23 protein-coding genes are annotated in these 21,346 nt (G+C 65.4%); 9 read left to right on the top strand and 14 right to left on the bottom strand.

Annotated elements, in window-relative coordinates:
* The first annotated feature begins 111 nt into the window (after positions 1-111).
* Together QOU61_RS25525 and QOU61_RS25520 are read left to right on the top strand one after the other, a co-directional pair.
* Complete coding sequence (locus QOU61_RS25525; RefSeq protein ID WP_289653957.1) at positions 112-852, top strand: metallophosphoesterase family protein; 741 nt, start codon at positions 112-114, stop codon at positions 850-852.
* A gap of 5 nt (positions 853-857) precedes the next feature.
* The gene (locus tag QOU61_RS25520) at positions 858-2,312 is read left to right on the top strand and encodes a serine/threonine protein kinase (protein ID WP_289653956.1); all 1,455 of its coding nucleotides are present in this window, start codon (positions 858-860) and stop codon (positions 2,310-2,312) included.
* A gap of 196 nt (positions 2,313-2,508) precedes the next feature.
* Here QOU61_RS25520 and QOU61_RS25515 read toward each other — a convergent pair whose 3' ends face one another.
* Both QOU61_RS25515 and QOU61_RS37390 read right to left on the bottom strand, forming a co-directional pair.
* Positions 2,509-3,324 (bottom strand): Crp/Fnr family transcriptional regulator, encoded by an 816-nt coding sequence (locus QOU61_RS25515; protein ID WP_289653955.1) that lies wholly within the window; start codon positions 3,322-3,324, stop codon positions 2,509-2,511.
* Between the two features lie 36 nt (positions 3,325-3,360).
* The gene (locus QOU61_RS37390) at positions 3,361-3,795 is read right to left on the bottom strand and encodes a hypothetical protein (protein ID WP_289661750.1); all 435 of its coding nucleotides are present in this window, start codon (positions 3,793-3,795) and stop codon (positions 3,361-3,363) included.
* A 305-nt stretch (positions 3,796-4,100) separates the two neighbouring features.
* Between QOU61_RS37390 and QOU61_RS37260 the strand changes: the two genes are divergently transcribed.
* Positions 4,101-4,229: a K(+)-transporting ATPase subunit F gene (locus tag QOU61_RS37260; protein ID WP_354142470.1), complete on the top strand. Its 129-nt coding sequence runs from the start codon at positions 4,101-4,103 to the stop codon at positions 4,227-4,229.
* Between the two features lie 16 nt (positions 4,230-4,245).
* Here the strand turns inward: QOU61_RS37260 and rpe are convergent, their stop codons facing one another.
* Complete coding sequence (gene rpe, locus QOU61_RS25505; protein ID WP_289653954.1) at positions 4,246-4,947, bottom strand: ribulose-phosphate 3-epimerase; 702 nt, start codon at positions 4,945-4,947, stop codon at positions 4,246-4,248.
* A 244-nt stretch (positions 4,948-5,191) separates the two neighbouring features.
* Here rpe and QOU61_RS25500 point away from each other — a divergent pair, with 244 nt between their 5' ends.
* On the top strand, positions 5,192-5,968 hold the full coding sequence (locus QOU61_RS25500; protein ID WP_289653953.1) for an EF-hand domain-containing protein: 777 nt from the start codon (positions 5,192-5,194) through the stop codon (positions 5,966-5,968).
* 26 nt (positions 5,969-5,994) lie between these two features.
* On the opposite strand, the gene QOU61_RS25495 is transcribed toward QOU61_RS25500, so the two are convergent.
* On the bottom strand, positions 5,995-6,990 hold the full coding sequence (locus QOU61_RS25495; RefSeq protein WP_289653952.1) for a P1 family peptidase: 996 nt from the start codon (positions 6,988-6,990) through the stop codon (positions 5,995-5,997).
* A gap of 11 nt (positions 6,991-7,001) precedes the next feature.
* A complete protein-coding gene (locus tag QOU61_RS25490; protein ID WP_289661749.1) occupies positions 7,002-9,743 on the bottom strand; it encodes a PAS domain S-box protein in 2,742 nt (913 codons plus the stop codon).
* Between the two features lie 371 nt (positions 9,744-10,114).
* On the opposite strand from QOU61_RS25490, the gene QOU61_RS25485 reads away from it, so the two are divergent.
* The gene (locus tag QOU61_RS25485; protein WP_289653951.1) at positions 10,115-10,519 is read left to right on the top strand and encodes a response regulator; all 405 of its coding nucleotides are present in this window, start codon (positions 10,115-10,117) and stop codon (positions 10,517-10,519) included.
* A 55-nt stretch (positions 10,520-10,574) separates the two neighbouring features.
* Here the strand turns inward: QOU61_RS25485 and QOU61_RS25480 are convergent, their stop codons facing one another.
* From QOU61_RS25480 to QOU61_RS25455, 6 genes are all read right to left on the bottom strand, one after another.
* The gene (locus tag QOU61_RS25480; protein WP_289653950.1) at positions 10,575-11,693 is read right to left on the bottom strand and encodes a branched-chain amino acid ABC transporter substrate-binding protein; all 1,119 of its coding nucleotides are present in this window, start codon (positions 11,691-11,693) and stop codon (positions 10,575-10,577) included.
* A gap of 161 nt (positions 11,694-11,854) precedes the next feature.
* Positions 11,855-12,586: an ABC transporter ATP-binding protein gene (locus QOU61_RS25475; RefSeq protein WP_289653949.1), complete on the bottom strand. Its 732-nt coding sequence runs from the start codon at positions 12,584-12,586 to the stop codon at positions 11,855-11,857.
* Positions 12,583-12,960, bottom strand: coding sequence for an endonuclease domain-containing protein (locus tag QOU61_RS25470; RefSeq protein ID WP_289661748.1), 378 nt, complete (start codon positions 12,958-12,960; stop codon positions 12,583-12,585). The genes QOU61_RS25475 and QOU61_RS25470 overlap by 4 nt, the downstream gene beginning before the upstream one ends.
* 131 nt (positions 12,961-13,091) lie before the next feature.
* Complete coding sequence (locus tag QOU61_RS25465) at positions 13,092-13,925, bottom strand: ABC transporter ATP-binding protein (protein ID WP_289653948.1); 834 nt, start codon at positions 13,923-13,925, stop codon at positions 13,092-13,094.
* Positions 13,922-15,247, bottom strand: a complete 1,326-nt coding sequence (gene livM / locus QOU61_RS25460; protein WP_289653947.1) for a high-affinity branched-chain amino acid ABC transporter permease LivM — start codon at positions 15,245-15,247, stop codon at positions 13,922-13,924. Before livM ends, QOU61_RS25465 begins: the two co-directional genes overlap by 4 nt.
* A gap of 11 nt (positions 15,248-15,258) precedes the next feature.
* The gene (locus tag QOU61_RS25455; RefSeq protein ID WP_289653946.1) at positions 15,259-16,176 is read right to left on the bottom strand and encodes an ABC transporter permease subunit; all 918 of its coding nucleotides are present in this window, start codon (positions 16,174-16,176) and stop codon (positions 15,259-15,261) included.
* Positions 16,177-16,601: 425 nt separating this feature from the next.
* On the opposite strand from QOU61_RS25455, the gene QOU61_RS25450 reads away from it, so the two are divergent.
* Together QOU61_RS25450 and QOU61_RS25445 are read left to right on the top strand one after the other, a co-directional pair.
* The gene (locus tag QOU61_RS25450) at positions 16,602-16,730 is read left to right on the top strand and encodes a hypothetical protein (protein ID WP_289653944.1); all 129 of its coding nucleotides are present in this window, start codon (positions 16,602-16,604) and stop codon (positions 16,728-16,730) included.
* 208 nt (positions 16,731-16,938) lie between these two features.
* On the top strand, positions 16,939-17,442 hold the full coding sequence (locus tag QOU61_RS25445; protein WP_289653943.1) for a hypothetical protein: 504 nt from the start codon (positions 16,939-16,941) through the stop codon (positions 17,440-17,442).
* Here QOU61_RS25445 and QOU61_RS25440 read toward each other — a convergent pair.
* From QOU61_RS25440 to QOU61_RS25430, 3 genes are all read right to left on the bottom strand, one after another.
* Entirely contained in the window at positions 17,407-17,796 is a 390-nt protein-coding gene (locus QOU61_RS25440) for a carboxymuconolactone decarboxylase family protein (RefSeq protein WP_289653942.1), read from the bottom strand. The genes QOU61_RS25445 and QOU61_RS25440 overlap by 36 nt on opposite strands.
* A 100-nt stretch (positions 17,797-17,896) precedes the next feature.
* Positions 17,897-18,679 (bottom strand): 3-oxoadipate enol-lactonase, encoded by a 783-nt coding sequence (gene pcaD, locus QOU61_RS25435; protein ID WP_289653941.1) that lies wholly within the window; start codon positions 18,677-18,679, stop codon positions 17,897-17,899.
* Between the two features lie 16 nt (positions 18,680-18,695).
* Positions 18,696-20,051, bottom strand: coding sequence for a 3-carboxy-cis,cis-muconate cycloisomerase (locus QOU61_RS25430; RefSeq protein ID WP_289653940.1), 1,356 nt, complete (start codon positions 20,049-20,051; stop codon positions 18,696-18,698).
* Between the two features lie 216 nt (positions 20,052-20,267).
* Here QOU61_RS25430 and QOU61_RS25425 point away from each other — a divergent pair, with 216 nt between their 5' ends.
* Together QOU61_RS25425 and QOU61_RS25420 are read left to right on the top strand one after the other, a co-directional pair.
* Entirely contained in the window at positions 20,268-20,714 is a 447-nt protein-coding gene (locus tag QOU61_RS25425; RefSeq protein ID WP_289653939.1) for an SRPBCC family protein, read from the top strand.
* Between the two features lie 143 nt (positions 20,715-20,857).
* Positions 20,858-21,343 (top strand): (2Fe-2S)-binding protein, encoded by a 486-nt coding sequence (locus QOU61_RS25420; protein ID WP_289653938.1) that lies wholly within the window; start codon positions 20,858-20,860, stop codon positions 21,341-21,343.
* Positions 21,344-21,346 lie beyond the last annotated feature (3 nt).

Raw genomic sequence — 21,346 nt, 5'->3', positions numbered from 1 at the left:
CACCCGGCGGGAGCGGGATGGGTGGAAAACCCGATGCGGTTGGCGCATGGTCTTTGACCCCGGTCAAACCGGCCGGCGGGCGGCCGGTGTTTGTGGGCCGTGGAGGAAGCCGTGCTGCTCGCCATCTTCGCCGACATTCACGCCAACCGGCAGGCTTTCGCCGCCTGTCTGGAGGCCGCGCGGGCGCGGGGCGCGGAGCGGATGATCCTGCTCGGCGACTATGTCGGCTATGGCGCCGATCCGGAATGGACGGTGGACACCGTGATGGGGCTTTGCGAGGCCGGCGCCGTCGCCATCAGGGGGAATCACGACAGCGCGATCTCGGAATTCAGCGCGACCATGAACGCCGAGGCCCAGGCCGCGATCGAATGGACGCGGGGCCGGCTCGGCGCGGCCCAGCGCCGTTTCCTTGCCGATCTGCCGCTGACGGCTGCCGAGGAGGATCGCCTCTACGTCCATGCCGAGGCCTCGAATCCCCAGCGTTGGCGCTATGTGCAGGACCCGGCGGACGCAGTCCGCAGCATGGTGGCGACGTCGGCGCATGTGACGTTCTGTGGCCATATCCATGTGCCCGCGCTCTACTCGATGTCGGCGGCGGCCAAGATGACGAGCTTTGTGCCGGTGGCCGGCGTGCCGGTGCAGCTCCTGAAGGGCCGGCAGTGGCTTGCCGTGCTCGGCTCGGTCGGGCAGCCGCGCGACCGCAATCCGGCCGCCTGTTTTGTCCTGTTCGACACGACATCGGGCGAGATCACCTATTGCCGCGTGCCATACGACATCGAGCTGGCGGCCCGGCGCATCCGCGAAAACGGCCTGCCGTCCTGGCTGGCCGATCGTCTGGCGATCGGGCGCTAAGCGCGATGGCGAGGCCGAGGATCGAGCCAGGCGCAGTCATCGACGGCTTTACCGTCGGCGAATGCGTCCATTCCGGCGGCATGGCGACGCTGTGGAGCGTCACCCATCCCGGCGTCGAGGTGCCGCTGCTGATGAAGATCCCGCGGGTCGCGGAAGGGGAAGATCCGGCCGCGATCGTCAGTTTCGAGATGGAGCAGATGATCCTGCCGCGGCTCTCCGGCCCGCACGTGCCGGCCTGTTTCGGCACCGGCGATTTCGCGCGCCAGGCCTATGTCGTGATGGAGCAGATTGCCGGGCAAACGCTGTACCGCCGGCTGCCCGACCTGCCGTTGGCCTATGAAGAGGCGAGGGAGATGGTCGCGAAAATCGCGACCGCGCTCGCCGACCTGCACCGGCAGAACGTCATCCATCACGACATCAAGCCGTCGAGCATCATGTTTCGTCCCTCGGGCGAGGCAGTGCTGATCGATTTCGGCCTGTCGCATCACAATCACCTGCCGGACCTGTTGCAGGAGGAATTTCGCCTGCCTTACGGGACCGCGCCCTACATGGCGCCGGAGCGCCTGCTGGGCGTGCGCGACGATCCGCGCAGCGACCTGTTCTCGCTCGGCGTGCTGCTCTATTTCTTCACCACCGGGGTACGGCCGTTCGGCGAGACCGAGACGCTGCGCGGCATGCGCCGGCGGTTGTGGCGCGATCCATACCCGCCGCGCGCTCTCAAGGCCGATTATCCGCCCTGGCTGCAGGAGGTCGTGCTGCGGTGCCTGGAGATCGAGCCGGTCTGGCGCTATCCCACGGCCTCGCAGCTCGCCTTCGATCTCGCCCATCCCGGGCAGATCAAGCTGACCGCGCGGTCGGAACGGCTGAAGCGCGATCCGCTCTCGACCGTCTGGCGGCGCCGCTTCAACCGCGGCCTGCAACTGCCAAGGCCGAAATCCGACGTCGCGGCCCAGCTCGCCTCCAGCCCGATCGTGGTGGTCGCGCTCGACACCGAGGAAGGCTCGGTGCCGCTGAACGAGGCGCTGCGAGTCACGACCCAGCAGATCCTGGCGACGCTGCCGGCGGCGCGGCTCGCCTGCGTCAATGTGCTGAAGCTCGGCCGCATCACCATCGACCGCACGCTCGACGAATCCGGCAACAACAAGCATGTCGGACGGCTGGTCGCGCTGCATCACTGGGCGCAGCCCCTCAAGCTCGACGACAGCCGGCTTACGGCCCACGTGCTGGAGGCGATCGATCCGGCGTCGGCGATCGTCGAATTCGCCAATGCCAACCAGGTCGACCACATCATCATCGGGGCGCGGCAGAATTCGATGATGCGTACGCTGCTCGGCAGCGTCGCCTCCAAGGTCGCCTCCGAGGCCGCCTGCACGGTGACGGTGGTGCGGCCGCCGCGCCTCGCCGGGGAGGGGGCGCAGGAGGAGCCGGCGGAGCAGCGGGATATGCCTCCGACCCCCTAGAGCATGATCCGGAAAAGTGTGCAGCGGTTTTCCGTCGCGACAAACGCGAAAACGCGTTTGCGCGGAGATCATGCTCAATCAAAAATCTAAAGCGCGAAGGCGATTCAATTTAATCCCATCGCGCTTTAGCGGCCTTTTGGGAGCCGCGCACTGCCTTCGGACGCCTGTTCTTGCGAAGTGCGGAAAAACATCGATCTCAAGGCGCATCACCGGCAGCCGTAGTCTGCGGTCCGGCATTTTGTTGCGCTATGACTCTTTCGAGCCGCGCGATGTTTTCCAGCAGGCGCTGGCTGGTCAGGACGAGAAAGTAATAGCCGAATTGCGGATTTTGAAAGTAGAGTTCAAGCAGCCTATCATAGGTTATGGTGAGAACTTGTCCGTCATCGATGCATTCGACCGTCCCGGTTCGTTGGTTGTTGGGGGTGAGGAAGCCAAGTTCTCCCATGAGACGCCCTGGTGGAAGCTCGACGCCGATTTCCTTGACCAGGAATCTCCCCGTGACGGTGAGAAACATTTCGGTAGCCGCATCACCCTTCCTGAATAATCTGTCGCCCCGCCGATATCTGCGTTCGGTCATGAACGGTTTGAGCCATTCCATCGACATGTCACCCTGCGCCGCGTTACGCGCCTTCCTAACGAGCCTGAGCATTTGACGGAGGCGAACGGCATTGATCGGCAGCAACAGCAGATACAGCAGAAAAGTGGTGATGTTTCCGGAAAGCGCGCCAAAAGTCGCGAAGAATGTGCAGCCTGCCATATTGGCCACGCGCAGCGGCACCATCGTCTGCATCAGCAAGGTAGCGACAAAGAAGATGGCGCCAATCAATGCGAACATGTTGGCAAGCGTTATGTTGGCCAGCACAATTTCGAGCAGCCGATTCAACAGGGCATCGTAGGTGACGTTGCTGGGATCGAGACCCAGTTGAATCAAAATCTTTGCGACCCTGAAATTGTCCGCGGCCGTATCGAGGATGCGGTTCAGTATTGCCGAAAGGTCTGCATAGAGCTCCATTGGATCATCTCTTTGTGAGGCTGATGGTACACTGGCTCAATTCGTCAGAAACCTGTAGGCGGCGATCAGAGCCACGATGGCTGCGAAAATCAGCAGGGCCGGCACGGATTTTCGGGCGGTTGACCTGTCGGAAGGGGTTGCGGCCAGTCGAGCCGGCGGAGGTCTGCGCGGTCCCTGAGAACGCGCGACGATAGTATCCCCGGATGTAGCAGGGGCTTCTAGTTCTGGCGCCGCGCCAACGCCTCCCATCTCGCTAAAATAGCAGGCGTAGATCTCGTGAACTGCCAGCGCTTTCGACTCGGCCTCGCTCATTCGCTCGAGCCTGGCTCGATAGTTCATCAAGAACCCTTGCGCGTTTGGAGGCAAGTCATCGAAGCTACCGAGCTTGGCCATCATAAGCCATGTGGCAAAATCCGACTCTGCTTTGGAGCGGGCTTTTCGGGCGATGCGGGTGCTCGGGCGTGAGGCCATAATTATCCGACCGATTTGCGATGCAAAATCCCGGGCATTCATGGCCCTCGTTGGACGGTTCGCGTGGATGTGCGAGTTATCCAAGCTGGCGTCAAGCGCCTCGCTTTGGGCTCGCTTCGTGCGTAGCTCGCGTCAGAGCGCCGGGCGCTTATTACTTTCCTATGACGTTGCCGTAACTCCCATCTCGAAAACATATATGCAACGCTCGGCCAGGCGCTATTGTTGTCGATCCGTCGCAAGCTTCTTTTCCGGACCGCCGGCCGGAAAACAAGCGCGACAAGGAGCACCTCAACCCAGATGTCGTTATGAAGTCTCTTGGACTGGGCTGGCTGAGGAGAACGAAAATGATTTTCGATTATTCACTCGCAGCTCTCGTCGCTGCAGGCCTACTATTCTACTTGATCTACGCCTTGCTGCGGCCTGAGCGATTTTAGCGCCGAGAGTACGGACCTAGACCGCTTCGCCGCGGGCGAGCAGGGCCCGTTCCCGGATCGCGGCGATGTTGGCCTTGTAGGCCTCTTTGGTGCCGCCCTTGAATACCGACGAGCCCGCGACGAAGGCGTTGGCGCCGGCCGCGGCAAGCTCGCCGGCGACCTCGGGCGCGACGCCACCATCGACCTCGATGTCGATCGGCCGGCCCGCGGTCATGGCGCGAATGTCGCTGATCTTGCCGAGCGCGGAGGGGATGAAGGCCTGGCCGCCGAACCCCGGATTGACCGACATCACCAGCACGAGGTCGATCAGGTCGATCACATATTCGATGGCGCTTGCCGGCGTCGCCGGATTGAGCGACACGCCGGCCTTCTTGCCGAGCGCGCGGATCGCCTGCAACGAGCGGTGCAAATGCGGGCCGGCCTCGGCATGGACCGTGATGTGGTCGCAGCCCGCCTTGGCAAAGGCTTCCAGATAGGGGTCGCAGGGCGCGATCATCAGATGCGCGTCGAAGATCTTCCTTGTGTGCGGGCGCAGCGCCTTGATGACGTCGGGGCCATAGGAAATGTTCGGCACGAAATGGCCGTCCATCACGTCGAGATGGATCCAGTCGGCGCCGGCTTCGTCCACGGCGCGAACCTCTTCGCCCAGCTTGGCGAAGTCGGACGCCAGGATCGACGGCGCGATGACGAGCGGGCGTGGCGTGAAGGGCTGGGACATCGGCTTGCCCGGACCAGGTTGGAGAAGACGCAATGGCCCCGCCTAACACGCGTCGGCGCGGCCGGCAATGCGGGCGCCGACTTGTTCCTCGGGGGAAAATTCTGCCGCCCGCGGCATCAATTGCCCGGCCCGCGGCCACGGGGTGTCGCGGGAAGCCCTCGATTTTGCTGGGTTCCGTCCTCTGGCACGGTGCTTGCTCGGTTGGGGCGGGGCCCACCTGTCCGGGCCAGTTGGAGTAGTGGTCATGTTGCCTGCCCTTGGTGCGCTGTCCTCGGCGCTCGATGTCCTGCAATCGCTCACCGCGTCGAAATCCGCATCCGGCCAGCCGGCAGGCGGGCAGTCCGCCGCCGGCACGACGCCCTTCGACGTCACAGGCGGTGCGGCCCCCTCCGGCGCCCCCGCAGCGCAGCCCACTTCCACCAGCGGCTTTTCCCAGATCTCGCCGCAGACCATGAGCGCGCTGATCGCGGCGCAGAGCCAGTCGGGTTCGACGGATGCCGCACCGATGAGCCCGGCCGACGCGCTCAAGGACCTGTTCTCGCAGATCGATGCCAATGGCGACGGTCAGATCACCAAGTCCGAATTCGAGAACGCGCTCGGGGCCGGCGGCACCAACGTCGCCCAGGCCGACGACGTCTTCAACAAGCTGGACGCCAACGGCGATGGCAGCGTCAGCCTCGACGAGCTGACGAAGGCGCTGAAGGGCGCGGGCGGTCACAATCACGGCCATCACGTCGGGCATGCCGGCGGCTCGGGCGACGGCGCAGGCAACGCCAATGCCGATCCACTGCTGCAGGCGATCTCCGGCGCGTCCAACAACGTCGTCGCCAACAGCGACGGCTCGACCACCACCTCGATCACCTATGCCGACGGCTCGAAGGTGACGCTGACGACTCCGGCAGCATCATCATCGGCCTCGGCGTCCGCGACCTCGTCCTACAATTTCATCGAGCAGTTGATCCAGCGTGAGGCGCAGAGCCTGTCGGCATCGGCCGGCGCCTCGCTGTCAGTCGCTGCCTGACGCCGCCTCGTTGATCGCCGCACCGGCTAGCTGAAACGATCCTGCCAGGACGGCAGCGCGCCGGGGAACGGCAAGGCGGTCGCCGTGAACACGCTGCGGGCGATGGCACGCGCCACGACGTTCGCCGCGACCATGCCGAGCTCGGTCAGGCCGTAGAGCGGGTCGACGGGCTTCTGCCCCGTTGCCGCGGCGAACACCACGTCGCCGTCGAGCGGCGCATGCACCGGATAGATCGCGCGCGCCATGCCGGTCTGGGCAATCATGGCAAGGCGCTTGGCCTGCGGCTTGTTCAGCGCGGCGTCGGTCGCCACCACGACCAGGGTGGTGTTCTCGCTCGCTTGCGCCGCGGGGCCGCCCTTCAGCCGCGGCGCCAGCATGTCCGGCGTGAAGCGGGCGGGCAGGCCACGCCCGCCAAATTCGCCGTTCACCTCGAACGGCGCCGCCCAGAACCACGGCCCGTCGCCGACGGTGACGCTGCCGACCGCATTGACGACCGCTAGCGCACCGACCGTGACGCCCGCCTGCGTCACCGCCGATGCGGAGCCCACGCCGCCCTTCAGGGTCGCGGTGGTGGCGCCGAGCCCGGCGCCGACGCTGCCGAGCGCGAAATCCGCGGCTGCCGCGCCGGCGGCGGCGTAACCGAGATCGCGGTACGGCGCGAAGCGTCCCCACGCCTTGTCGCCGCCGTTCAAGAGATCGAAGATGATCGCGCCCGGCACGATCGGGATCCGCGCGTCGCGCACGGCGAAGCCGCGGCCCTGCTCGGCGAGCAGCGCCTGGATGCCGCCGGCGGCGTCGAGCCCAAAGGCCGAGCCGCCGCCAAGCGCGATCGCATCGATTCCCTCGACCGTGTTGGCGGGATCGAGCGCCGCGCTTTCGCGCGTGCCCGGCCCGCCGCCGCGCACGTCGACTGCGGCCACGACCGGTCTGTCGAATACGATGGCGGTGACGCCGGAGGCGAGCCGCGCATCGTCGGCATGGCCGACGCGAACGCCGGATATGTCGGTGATGAGATTGTTCAAGCCGTCTTCCGTCAGTTGTCCAGCGCCGTCCTGATCATCTGCGCCAGCTCGGCTTTACGATAGGGTTTTGCCAGCAGCAAGACGCCGGAATCGAGCCGGCCGTGGTGGACGATCGCGTTCTCGGTATAGCCCGACGTGAACAGCGTCTTCAGCGCGGGGCGGCGCCTCAGCGCTTCGTCGACGAGCTGGCGGCCGTTCATCGGGCCCGGCATGATGACGTCGGTGAACAGCAGGTCGATGTCCGGATTACCGTCGATGATCGACAGCGCCTCGGTCGCGTTTTCGGCCTCCAGCGTCGCGTAGCCGAGGCTCCGGATCTGGGTCAGCACATATTGGCGCACCAGCCGGTCGTCCTCGACCACGAGCACGCATTCGTTGCCGCCCCTGGCCTCCGCCGACGCGACCACCTCGGCGGCGGTCATTTCCAGCCCGCTCGATCGCGGCAAATAGATGCGGACGGTCGTGCCGTGGCCTTCCTCGCTGTAGATCTTGATGTGGCCGCCCGACTGCTTGACGAAGCCGAACACCATGGACAGGCCGAGGCCTGTGCCCTTGCCGACCTCCTTAGTGGTGAAGAAGGGATCGAATACCCGCTCCAGCATCGCCGCCGGAATCCCGCTGCCGGTATCGCTTACCGCGACCATCACGTAATTGCCCGGCGTGACCTCGCTGTGCATGCTCGCATAGCCCTCGTCGAGATAGACGTTGCGTGTCTCGATCACGAGCTTGCCGCCGTCGGGCATCGCGTCGCGCGCGTTGAGTGCGAGGTTGAGGATCGCGGTGATGAGCTGGTTCGGATCGACCAGCGCGGCCCACGCGTCCTGGGCCAGCAGCGGCGAGATCTCGATCTGCTCGCCGAGCGTCGGCCGCAGCAGCTTGGCGGCATCGACGACCAGCGCGTTGAGGTCGATCTCGCGCGGTTGCAGCGGCTGCTTGCGGGCGAAGGCAAGCAGGTGCTTGGTGAGGTGGGCGCCGCGCTCGGCCGCGTCGTCGATCAGCTTCGCGATCGAGACCAGCTCCGGGCGGTCCGTGACCGCCTCCTGCAGGATTCCGATCGTCCCCGTGATCACGGTCAGGATGTTGTTGAAGTCGTGCGCGACGCCGCCGGTCAGCTGCCCGACTGCGTCCATCTTCTGGGCCTGCCGGAACTGCGCCTCGGCGGCCTGCTTTTCCGTGAGGTCGCGGCCGATGAAGAAGTAGCGCCGCGCCGGCTCCGACCAGGATCCGGTCCAGTTCAGCATCACCGCCTGCCCATCCTTGTGGATGTAGCGGGTCTCGAAATTGCGAATCTGCCGGCCCTGGCGCGCCGAGCGCATTTCCGTCCGGGTGTGCTCGAGGTCGTCGGCATGAATGAAATCGACAGCGCTGCGGCCGACCATTTCCTCAGGCTGGTAGCCGAGAATGGCCACGGCGCTCGGGCTGACCTGAACGTAGGTTCCCGCCGTGTCGGTGACGACAATGAGATCCTGGGAGGTCTCGAAGATGCGTTGTCGCTCGTCGAGCTCACGGCTCAGCGCCATCTGCGTGCGCTTGACCTCGGTGATGTCGCGCGCGGCCTTTGACGCGCCGATGATCTCGCCCGAGGCCGAGCGCAAGGGCGAGATACTGAGCGAGACGTTGATCTCCCGTCCGCTTTTGTGCAGGCGCAAGGTTTCGTAATGCTCGATGATCTCGCCCTGACCGATGCGGCACAGTATGTCGCGCAATTCGGCGCGCCGCTCCGGCGGCACGATCATGTCGATCGACTGTCCGACGGCCTCCGCCGCCGGATAGCCGAACAGCTTTTCGGCGGCGCGGTTCCAGCCGGTGATCCGGCCATCGAGCGTCTTGGTGATGATGGCGTCGTTGGCGGATTCGACGACGGCGGCAAACAGCCGTTCGCGCTCGCCGTAATAGTCGCGGTCGGAGGCGGCCTGGCGGCGCAGCGCGCCGACCCGCCGCGACATCTGCGCCTGCAGCAGGACGTTCTCGATCAGGAGGACGGCGAGCACGAAGCTTGCCGCGCAAAGCCCGTAGATACGTCCGGCGTAGAAGCCGAGGTCGAAGCGGGCGACGTTGATGATCGCCGACAGCGCGACGTCGAACAGCCAGGCGCACAGCACGACCATCAGCCAGATATCGAGCACGGAATGCGGCCGGCGCAGCCACAGCACCGCGACGGTGGCCAGACACAGGGCCCATATCGAGGACACGACGCCGATCATGGTCGTCGTATAGCGTCCGCCGCTCAGCAGCACCGGCAAATATTGGTGGCCGCCGGTGACCGTCCAGAGAATGCCGGCGATCAGCGCGGCGACCAGCGCGACAAAGACGGCGATGACGCGTCCGACCGAGCCGTCGGCGACGATGTCCTCCTGCCGGTCCTTGAGCAGCGCATAGCCGAGCACGAGCAGCGGAAATACCCCGTGCCAGGCCATGTAGAGCCAGACCGTGGTCTGTGGGCCGGACCCGAACAATCCGGTCGGGGTGAACAGACCGGGGAAGGTCAGCGCGTGCGCCAGCGCCGCAAAGGCGGTGAACAGATATCCGCTCGCGACCAGCGCCAGCGCGCGCGAGCGCAGAATCGAGAATTGCGCGAACAACAGGATCGCAGTCAGCAGATCGTTGACGGCCAGCGCCGATTGATAGCTCGCCACAAAGGCTGGAATCGGCGTGAGCGGCACCCCGGCAAAGGGCGCGACACATGCAAAGAGCAGCGCCGAAACGCCGACCACGGCAAGCGCCGCCATGCGGTCACGCCGGGTTGCCGGCATGGTCGAGAGGAAGATCTTGCGGTCGCTGCCCGTCGGTACTGTCGCCACCCCGGCCTCGAATGCGCTGTTATTTGGGATTGCACGCAACGTCATTTGGCATTGCACGCAACAGATTCGCACCCGGTAGAGTACCGTATTCCTCGCCCGTCCATAGCGGGCGGATCGGGCAATTGACGCGTTCCGCCAATGGCTTTCGGGGTGCCGGCGCAGTCCAAGGTTAGATATTACCTGAACCGGCCGCGCGCGAAAGTGCGTTCGCGGGTAACCGACCCTTTACTGAGGCGAGGAATATTTGGGCGCGTCCGGGCCGGGTTTCGGAATTTCCGCGCTAGGCTCGGCGCAAAAGCCGCCTCGGTCCGGGAGAAACCTTCATGCTTCGCGCCCTCGTCGTCGACGACCAGGCGGACGTCCGCACCATGATCTCGATCGTGTTGCGGGTCCATCGTTTCGCGATCATCGAGGCGGCGAGCGCCGCGGCGGCGCTGCAGGCGTTCGAGGGCGCGACCTTCGACGTGGCAATCGTCGACATCTTCCTGCAGGGGACGAGCGGCGTCGATCTCATCACGATGATGCGGGAACGGGTTCCGGGCCTGCCGGTGGTCGCCATTTCCGGGATGACGGCGCTGGATTTCGTGTCGCAATCGCCCGATCTCGGCGACGTCATCTGCCTGCAAAAGCCGTTTCGTCCGAACGACCTGATCCATGCCATCACGCAGGCCTGCGCCAACAGCCGTCGCGAGACCGGCGGCGCGCTCGCGCAGGGCGCCGTAGTCTGAAAAAGCAGAACGCCCCGGGTGAGCCCGGGGCGTCGCAATCAAATCGCCGGCGTTGTCATGATCCCTTCGGATTGATCTCGGCGTAGTTGCCCTTGGCGTCCCACTTGTACACGACGTAGTCGATCGCCTTGATGTCGCCCTTGGCATCAAAGCCGAGCTTGCCGAGCACGGTGTCCCAGTCGCCGGCCTTGATGGTATCCATCACCTTCTTCGGGTCGGTCGTGCCGGCCTTCGCGGCGGCCTGCGACCAGATCTGCATCGCCGCGTAGGTGTAGAGGGTGTAGCCCTCGGGATCGATGCCCTTGGCCTTGAACTTCTCGACGATCGCCTTGGCGGTCGGCTTGTTGCGCGGATCGGGTCCGAAGGTGAACAGGGTTCCTTCGGCGGCGGGGCCGGTGATGGAAGCGAACTCCTTGTCGTTCATGGCGTCGCCCGCCATCAGTATCGTCTGCAGGCCCTGGTCGCGCATCTGGCGCAGGATCAGCCCTGCCTCCTGGTGATAGCCGCCGACATAGACCAGATCGATGTTATCGCGCTTCAGGCGCGACACGATCGAGTTAAAGTCCTTGTCGCCTTTGTTGTAGGACTCGAACATCTTTTCGGTGAAGCCGGCCTTGTTGAGCGCCTTCTTGGTCTCGTCGGCCAGGCCCTTGCCGTAGGTCGTCTTGTCGTTGAGGATCGCGACGTTCTTGCCCTTGAAATTCTTCATGATGTAGTCGGCGGCGACAAGGCCCTGCTGGTCGTCGCGGCCGCAGACCCGCGCCACGTTCCAGAGCTTGCGCTCGGTGAACAACGGGTTGGTCGAGGCTGGCGTGATCTGCAGCGTGTTGCCGTCGGCATAGGCCTCCGACGCCGGGATCGAGGATGACGAGCAGAAGTGGCCGGCGACGAACGGAATCTTCATCCCGGAGAGCTTTTCGGCGATCGAACGCGCCTGCTTGGGATCGCAGGCGTCGTCGCCGACCTCGAGCGCGAGCTTCTTGCCGAGCACACCGCCCGCGGCATTGAGGTCGTCCACGGCCATTTCGGCGCCGTTCTTCATCTGCCGGCCGAATGCCGATTCGCTGCCCGTCATGGGGCCGGCGACCGCGATCCTGATGTCCTGCGCGAACGCACTCGCCGACAGCGCGACCGAGGCGCCGAGCGCCAGGCCGATGAGCTTCAATGATTTCATGAGGGGTCCTCGCAGGTGTTCAGAGGGTCTGTCACTCGGGTCAATACCGGGCGAACGGGGTGGAAATTCCCGGTCATTGTCGGATGATTTTAGCGCCAAGTCATCGGCAATTTTCGGGCAGGAGCGCTATCCATTCGCAGCATCTTGCCGCAGCGCCCGCTCTATCCCCGCCGGCCGCCTTCGAGATAGGCGGCGCGGATTTCCGGCCGCTGCAGCAGTTCGGCCCCGGTTCCGGACAGTGTGATCAGGCCATTGACCATGACATAGCCGCGATGGGCGAGCTTGAGCGCATGGTTGGCGTTCTGCTCGACGATCAGCACGGTCAGTCCGTCCTGGCGGTTGAGGGTCCGGATCGCGTCGAAGATCTGCCGGGCGATCAGCGGCGCCAGGCCGAGCGACGGCTCGTCCAGGAGCAAAAGGCGAGGGCGGCTCATCAGCGCGCGCGCGATCGCCAGCATCTGCTGCTCGCCGCCGGACAGCGTGCCGCCGCGCTGGGTCATGCGTTCCCTGAGCCGCGGAAACAGGGCCAGCACGCGGTCGAGCGTGACGATGCGATCCTGCTCGCTGGCGTCGGTGGCATCGGCGCCCATCTGCAGGTTTTCCGCCACGCTCATGCGCGGGAAGATCCGGCGCCCTTCCGGCGACTGCGCGATGCGCAGCCTTGCGATCTGATGCGTCGACACGCCGGTGATGTCAGCGCCGTCGAACAGGATCTGCCCGGTGCGCGCGCGGGGACGTCCGAAGATCGTCATCATCAACGTCGACTTGCCGGCGCCGTTGGCGCCGATCAGCGCGACGATCTCGCCGGCATTGATCTCGAGATCGACGCCCTTGAGCGCCTCGATCTTGCCGTAGGCGGCGCGCACGCCGCGGATCGCGAGCAGCGCGGTCACGGCTCGCTCTCCTCATCGCCATGGGTTCTCCCTCCCCCTGAAAGGGGGAGGGGTGGGGAGGGGGTCACCTCGTGCGAACGCCTCTTGAGCTGCGCGACAAGATCGGCAAGCACTCCCTGCAGATTTTCGTGGATGTCGTTGTTCCAATAGCGGACGACCGCAATGTTCCTTTCCGCGAGCCAGCGCGTGCGACGCTCATCAGCGAACCTCCGCTGTTCAGCATGCTGCCCGCCATCGACTTCGACTGCGAGCCGAAGGCTGGGGCAGTAGAAGTCGAGCGTGAACGGCCCGATCGGGTGCTGCCTTCTAAAATGAAGGCCGTTGAGCTGATCGCGGCGGAGCGATTGCCAAAGTCGAGATTCGGCATTTGTCATGTTGCTGCGCAACTTCTTTGTGCGCGTCGTCATCGCCTGCGTGCGTGAGAAACGTGACCCCCTCCCGCCCGCTTCGCGGTCGACCTCCCCCTTGCAGGGGGAGGTTGGGGGGGTGTTGCTGCGAGCCGGGGTCACGGCTCGCTCTCCATCACGGCGATCGCTTCCTCCTCATCGGCGCCGAGATAGGCCGCGATCACCTTCGGATCGTCGCGCACGTCCTGCGGCTTGCCTTCGGCGATCTTGACGCCGTAATCCATCACCACGACATGATCGGAGATTTCCATCACCACGCTCATGTCGTGCTCGATCAGCAGGATCGAGGTGCCGTGGTCGGCGCGGATCGCGAGCAGAAGCGTGCTCAGTTCGGCGCTCTCGCGCGCGTTCAGCCCGGCGGCCGGCTCGTCGAGGCAGAGCAGCGCGGGCTCGGTGCACATCGCGCGCGCGATCTCGAGCCGCCGCTGGTCGCCATAGGGCAGGTTGCCGGCGGCATCGTCGGCGCGCTCGATCAGGCCGACACGATCGAGCCAGAATTTCGCCTGCTCGATCGCGCGCTTTTCCGCGCTGCGCCAGGACGGCGCGCCGATCAGCCCGAGAAAGGTCAGCCCCGAGGCCAGCATCAGCGCGTTGTGCTGGGCCACCATCAGGTTCTCCAGCGCGGTCATGCCCGGGAACAGGCGGATGTTCTGGAAGGTGCGCGCCACTTTCGCCTGCCGCGCGATGCGGAAATCGTTCAGCCGGTCGAGCCGGATCGCCTTGCCGTCATCATGGGTCAGGAGGATGCAGCCGCTGGTCGGCCGGTAGAAGCCGGTGACGCAGTTGAAAACAGTGGTCTTGCCGGCGCCGTTCGGGCCGATCAGCGCGGTGACCTGGCGACGGCCCGCGGCGAAGCAGAGATCGTTGACCGCGACGATGCCGCCGAAGCGCATGGTCAGGTGGTCGACGGCAAGAATCGGGGCGTCACTCATCCGTGCCCCTCCTTGACGAGGTCGGAGGAGATCGCCTGGGCCTGCTTGAGATACACGGTCGGGGCGCGATGGCCGATCAGGCCGCGCGGCCGCCAGATCATCAGGAGCACCATGGCCATGCCGAACACCAGCATGCGGTATTGCTCCAGCCCGCGGAACAGCTCGAAGCCCCCGATCATCGCGAGAGCCGCGAGCGCGACGCCAAGCTGTGAGCCCATGCCGCCGAGCACGACGATGGCGAGCACCAGCGCGGATTCCTGGAAGGTGAAGGATTCCGGCGAGATGAAGCCCTGCCTCGTGGCGAAGAAGGCGCCAGCGAGCCCGCCGAACATCGCGCCGGTCGCGAATGCGGTGAGCTTGGTGGTGGTGGTGTTGATGCCGAGCGCGCGGCAGGCGACCTCGTCCTCGCGCAGCGCCTCCCAGGCGCGGCCGATCGGCAGGCGCCGCAGGCGGATCGTCACCCAATTGGTGAGCAGCGCCATCGCCAGGATCACGTAAAACAGGAAGACGATGCGGTGGGTCGGCGAGAACTCGATGCCGAGCTTGGCGGCGAGGCCATCGCCGCCGGGGGTGAGCGGGATGCCGAACAGGGTCGGGCGCGGAATCCCGGAGACGCCGTTCGGCCCGCCGGTCAGGCTCTGCCAGTTGATGATGACGAGGCGGATGATCTCGCCGAAGGCCAGCGTGACGATGGCGAGATAGTCGCCGCGCAGCCGGAGCACGGGAAAGCCGAGCAGCATGCCCCAGAACGCGGCGAGGATGCCGGCGAGCGGCAGGCAGACCCAGAACGACAGCCCGAAATTGGTGGCGAGCAGCGCGTAGGAATAGGCGCCGACCGCGTAGAAGGCGACATAGCCGAGGTCGAGCAGGCCGGCGAGCCCGACCACCACGTTCAACCCCCAGCCCAGCATCACATAGGTGAGCACGAGGATCGCAAGGTCGAGGATGTAGCGCTGGTCGTAGAAGATCACCGGCACCAGCAGCGTGAAGATCAGCAGCAACGGCGCGACCAGCCGCCCGGCGGCGGCGGTCATGCGCTGCACCGGCTGCGGCACCAGGGCCGCCGCGCCATCCGGTCCGATCCATTGCCGCAGCAGCTCGACCACGATGCTGCCGCCGAACACCGCCGCGACTAGGCTTGCGAGCTCGCCGAACCGCGTCCAGTAGATCAGCTGCCCGCTGGGGCCGGCCTCGGTACGGATGCCGACCATCAGCGAGAACAGTATCAGCGCGACAAAGGCGCTCAGGAATGCCTTCTTCAGGATGAACGGGGTGCCGCCCGCGGACCGCACCGCGGTCCGCTCCGGGGCCGTTGCTGTCACGCCCCCGCCGGTCAAACTTTTTCAACCTCGGGCCGGCCGAGCAGGCCGGTCGGCAGGAAGATCAGCACGACGATCAGGATCGAGAAGGCCGCGACGTCCTTGTATTCGACCGAGAAATAGGCCGACCACAGCGTCTCGATCAGCCCGATCGCAAGCCCGCCCAGCATCGCGCCGGGCAGCGAGCCGATGCCGCCGAGGACTGCGGCGGTGAACGCCTTGATGCCGGCGACGAAACCCATGAAGAAATCGACCAGGCCGTAATAGAGCAGGTACATCATGCCGGCGACGGCGGCGAGCGCCGCCCCGATCACGAAGGTCATGGAGATGGTGCGATCGACGTCGACGCCGAGCAGCGCCGCCATGGTCTGGTCCTGCTCGCAGGCGCGCATGTCGCGCCCGAGCCGAGTGCGCGCCACGAGCCAGGTGAAGATCGCGAGCAGCACGACGGTGGTGAGGACGACGACGATCTGCACATTGGAGAGCTGGACCACGAAGCCGCCGGCGCCCTCGTGCAGCATGTAGCCGCCGGTGATGATCGGCGGCACCGGCTTGACCCGGGCGCCCTGCGCCACCTGCGAGAAGTTCGACAGCACGAAGGACATGCCGATCGCCGACAGCATCGGCGCGAGCCGGAACGAATGCCGCAGCGGGCGGTAGGCGATGCGCTCGACCGTCCAGCCGTAGAGCGCGGTGATTGCCATCGACACCAGAAGCACGAGCAGCAGGATCACAGGCACCGCGGTCAGCCCGAACGACACCAGCACCAGGAACGAGATCAGCGCGATGAAGCCGCCGATCATGAAGATGTCGCCATGGGCGAAATTGATCATGCCGACGATGCCATAGACCATGGTGTAGCCGATCGCGATCAGCCCGTAGATCGAGCCGAGTACGAGACCATTGATCAGTTGCTGGGCGAAATAGTCCATGGCTGCCGCTTCTAGTGTCCCGATTCCGAAGTTCGCATCATTCTGCGGGCCCCTCGTTTGCGAACTTCGGAATCGAAGGACACTAGCAACTTATTGATCCAGTGTGGCTTTGGATCGGAGGTTCGCATGACGGGCTCGTGGGCCACATGATGCGGACTTCTGAACCGCCACACTGGTCGACGCGGCAAGGGCTCCCGGGCAGCAGCCTTGAGCGGCGTGTCGCTTCGTTTTCTAACAGCTTGGAACCGGCCCCGGCAACTGCAACCGATGCAGGAAGGACGCCTTGCACAGAGTTGTTTTTGTTGTGAGTTCCGACGTTGGTCCGCCGCCGATGGCAATAAAGTGCGGTGGAACCCCTGTTCCACGGCAACCAATCGCGGGGCGGCCGGTTGGTTGAAGCTAGGGGCAACAAGGGAGATCCCCGAATGAGCAGTCAGAATCCGAATCCTGGCCAGCAGAACCAGAAGCCCGGCCAGAAGCCCGGCCAGCAGCAGCAAGGCGGCGGGCAGCAGAAGCCGGGCCAGCAGCAACAGCAACCCGGCCAGGATCGCTAGTTCGGGCGTAACAAGCGAGTGAAGTGAGCAGAGGGTTCCGCCGCGAGGCGGGGCCCTTTGTTTGTGCCGCTCTGTTCCGGATCTTGCCGGACCGGGGGCCGATTAAGGTAAACGAAAGGTTTAAATTGAAGGTGGCTGTGTAGGCTGTTTACGTCGTCCGCAGAGCCCGCGATGCCGCAGAACAATCGCAGGGCCAGCGGGAAGCGACATGACGAAACACTGGCGGATCAGTTCAATCAGCGGCGTGCTGCTGGCGGCCTATTTCATCCCGACCTGGACCATGAACGCCTTGCGTATCATGGTTTCGCCGGTCCACGGGCTTTACGAGCGGCCCAACATCTCGCTCGCGCTCTTCATCAGCGATCACCTGCAGCTCAATGCCCTAAGCACGATGCGCGCCGCCTGGTTGCTTGCGCTCGGCCGCCTCACCGTCGTCGCGTTCTTCGCGCTCTTTGTCGCGCTGCTGACGCGCACGCGCATGCGCGAGAACGGCGGCTCCGACGAGGCGCTAGGCATCGCGCTCGGTATCGGCAGCCTGATCAGCTTTGCCGGAATGGTGCTGGCGGCTCAGGCCGGAGAGCCGGCCGCGCTCAAGCTGCATGCGACCGAGCTTCTGCTGCTGCTCGGCACGGCCATCGTGCTCGCGGTCGAGCGGCCGGCGCCGCGACCGGGCGCGCTACTTCGACAGCCCGAGCTCCTGCATAACGCTTGAGGCTTCCTTGACGGCGTGGTTGGCCGCCGGCACGCCGCAATAGATCGCCTGCTGCAAGAGAATTTCCTTGATGTCGTCGGGCGTGAAGCCACCCTCGGCGAGCGCTGCGCGCACATGCAGGCGGAATTCGTCCCATTGCCCCAGCGCGACCATGGTGCCGATGACGAGCACGCGGCGGGTGCGCTCGTCGAAATGCGGCCGGGTCCAGATCTCGCCCCAGGCGTAGCGCGTGATCAGGTCCTGGAAATCGGTGTTGAACGCGTTGCGGCCAGCGATCGACTTGTCGACCCAGGCGTTGCCGAGCACCTTGCGGCGCTGGCCCATGCCGCCGTCGCGGCGCTGCTGGTCGTCCATGAGAACCCTCCGGTCATTCCGGGATGGTCCGAAGGACCAGACCCGGAATCTCGAGATTCCGGGTTCGATGCTTCGCATCGCCCCGGAATGACGATTGAAACTACCTCTGCGTCAGGAAACCGACCAGCGCCTCGGTGAAGGCGTGCGGTTGCTCGACGTTGGAGATGTGGGCGGCGTCGAGGATGGTGAGGCTCGCGCCGGGAATGCGGCTGCGGATCATCTCGCCGGCTGAAATTGGCGTGGCCATGTCATGCCGGCCGGCGATCACCAGCGTCGGGCTCTTGATCTTCGGCAGCAGCTCGCGCTGGTCCAGCGTCGATAGCGCCTCGCAGCAGGCGATGTAGCCCGCAACGGGAGAGGCGAGCAGCATCGCCTTCATGTTGGCGGTGATCTGCGGCTCGCGCTCGCGGAAATCGGCGGTCAGCCAGCCGGCGATCACGGTGTCGGCGACAGCCGCGAGGCCGCCTTCCTTCACCGCCTTGATGCGGTTCAGCCAGTTGGTGGGGTCGGGATAGTAGCAGGCGGTGTTGGCGAGCACGATGCGGTCGAACCGCTCCGGCGCGTTGGCCGCGAGCCATTGTCCGACCATGCCGCCCATCGACAGCCCGCACCAGTGCACCTTGTCGATGTTGAGATCGTCCAGGATCGCGAGCACGTCGCGGCCGAAACGCTCCATCGAATAGGGGCCGGGCGGCACGCCGGATTTGCCGTGGCCGCGCCGGTCGTAGCGGATCACGCGAAAGACCTGGCCGAGCGCCTTCATCTGCGGCTCCCACATCTTCAGCGTGCAGCCGAGCGAGTTCGACAGCATCAGTGTCGGCCCGCTCTGGCGGCCTTCCACCGCGACGTTGATGAGGCAGCCGTCGGCATCGATCATGGGCATCGCGGGTCTTCTCCGGTCATTTGTCGTCGAGCGAAGCGAGCAGCCGGTCGATCAGCGCCTGCGAGACGCCCTGATAGGCCATCGGTTCGAACAGTTTTGCGATCTCCTGTGCGCTGAGTTCTGCGGCAACTTTCGGATCGGCGGTCAATACGTCGCGCAAATGCTTCTTCTCCGCAACCGCCTTCTTGCTGGCGGCCTCGACGAGGTGATGCGCCTCGCCCTTGCCGATTTTTTCGGCGAGCGCCATCGTCACCGCTTCCGCCATGATCAGCCCATCGGTCGCGTCCAGATTGGTCCGCATCCGCGCCGCGTCCACTTCCAGCCCCTCGGCGAGGTCGACGATAGCTGCGAGCGCACCCGAGGTGACCAGCAGCAGCGTCGGCAGCGTCGGCCATTCCGCATGCCAGGGCCCGGCGCTGCGCTCATGCTCCTGCACCTGGGCGGCGAGGATCGTGGCGGCGAGGTTCGGCGCCATGGTGGCGGCAGCCAGCGCGCTCGCGGCCGCGACCGGGTTGCGCTTGTGCGGCATCGTGGACGAGCCGCCGCGGCCTTCGCCCGCCGGCTCGAAGGCTTCGGCAACGTCGGTCTGCATCATCAGCGAGACGTCGCGCGCGATCTTGCCGCAGCTCCCGGTGACGATGGCGAGCACCGAGGCCATGTCGGCCACGCGGTCGCGATGGGTGTGCCAGGGCGCCTCAGGCAGCGGCAGCTTGAGGATCTCGGCGAGCTTTTCCGCAACCGCGAGGCCCTTGTCGCCGAGCGCGGCGAGCGTGCCGGCGGCGCCGCCGAACTGCAGCGCCAGCGCCTCAACCCGCAGCCGCTCCAGCCGCCGTCGCGAGCGGGCAAGTGCCGCGGCATATTCGGCGAGCTTCAGCCCGAACGGCATCGGCAGCGCGTGCTGCAGCCAGGTGCGCGCGACCACGGCCGTGTTGCGATGCTGGCGAGCCAGTCGTGCAAAGCCGGCAATGGCGCGGTTGAGGTCGCCGACCAGCGCATCGATCGCCGGCCGCAGGGTCAGCATGGTCGCGGTATCGATCACGTCCTGGCTGGTCGCGCCCCAATGCACGTAGCGCGCGGCCTCGGGATCGATGGCGGCGACGTTGGCCGTGAGCGCCTTGACCAGGGGGATCGCGAGGTTGCCCGAGCGCGTCGCCGCCTCGGCGAGCTCCGCGAGATCGAATGACGCCGCGATGCAGGCCTTGCCGATCGGCCCGGCTGCGGCCTGCGGGATGACACCGACGGCGGCTTCGGCGCGCGCCAGCGCCGCCTCGAAATCCAGCATGCGCTGCAGATAGGACGCATCGTCGCACAGCGCGCGCATCGGCGCACTGGAGAGCATCGGTGCAAGCAGCGGGGAGAGAGACGTGCTCATGCTGCGCGCGACCTAAGCACTCCGGCCGGCCGCTGCCAATGCCAAAGCGTGCGCGCGACCAAATCGCTACAGCAATGAAGAGAGCTTCTGAACCACCACGCCGGATTTTTGCACCTGCGAATATGCATCGCCGCCCCCGCCACGTTCCCCTTCCTTTTGGGGCCCGTCTGCCTTACTTGGGGGGCAGCTTTAACGTGATACGGGGAGACAAACCACATGGCTATGACTATGACCGGCGAAGTCCAGCTCGCTGCGCCGCGCGAGGCCGTGTGGGCCAAGCTCAACGATCCCGAGGTCCTCAAGGCCTGCATCCCCGGCTGCGAGGAGCTGGAGAAGACCGACGAGCACGGCTTCCGCGCCGTGGCGAAGATGAAGGTCGGACCCGTGTCGGCCCGCTTCAAGGGCAAGGTGACCTTGAGTGATCTCGACCCGCCCAACGGCTACAAGATCTCGGGCGAGGGCGAGGGCGGGGTGGCCGGCTTTGCCAAGGGCGGCGCCGTCGTGGGGCTTGCCGAGAAGGACGGCGGCACGCTGTTGAGCTACAATGTCGAGGCCCAGATCGGCGGCAAGCTCGCCCAGCTCGGCCAGCGCCTGATCAACGGGACGGCCAAGAAACTGGCCGACGAATTCTTTGCAAATTTCGCCAAGGCGGTTCAGGGCTGATTGGCGGAATCGTTGCTTCAGGTCATATCAGGTTGGCCCGGCCGAGGTTGCTCAATGCCGGGATGGCCCATATTATGGCTTGCGAATACTGCTAAAACCCGCCTGTTTTGCCGATATGCGGCCGGACAGATAAGAGAGTGCTGATGGCCAAGATTTCAATCATCGTGAACGGAAACCCCGTCAACGCCAATGTCGATCCCCGCACCCTGCTTGTTCAGTTTCTTCGCGAAAACCTGCGGTTGACCGGCACCCATGTCGGCTGCGACACCTCGCAATGCGGGGCCTGCGTCGTGCATCTCGACGGCAAGGCGGTGAAGTCCTGCACCACGCTGGCCGTGATGGCTGACGGCCACGAGGTCAAGACCATCGAGGGGCTGGCCGCCGACGGCGCGCCGCTTCATCCGATGCAGGAGGCGTTCCGCGAGCATCACGGCCTGCAGTGCGGCTTCTGCACGCCGGGCATGATCATGACCGCGATCGACATCGTCCACCGCAAGGGTCACGAACTCTCCGACCACGTCATCCGCGAGGAGCTCGAAGGCAATCTCTGCCGCTGCACCGGCTACCAGAACATCGTTCTGTCGATCGCAGCCGGCGCCAAGGCGATGGCGAAGTCCGACCTCGCTTAAACC

The sequence above is a fragment of the Bradyrhizobium sp. NP1 genome, from assembly GCF_030378205.1.
Taxonomy (GTDB): domain Bacteria; phylum Pseudomonadota; class Alphaproteobacteria; order Rhizobiales; family Xanthobacteraceae; genus Bradyrhizobium.
Note: the sequence above shows the minus strand (reverse complement) of the source record. Positions and strands in the feature narration are given on the sequence as shown.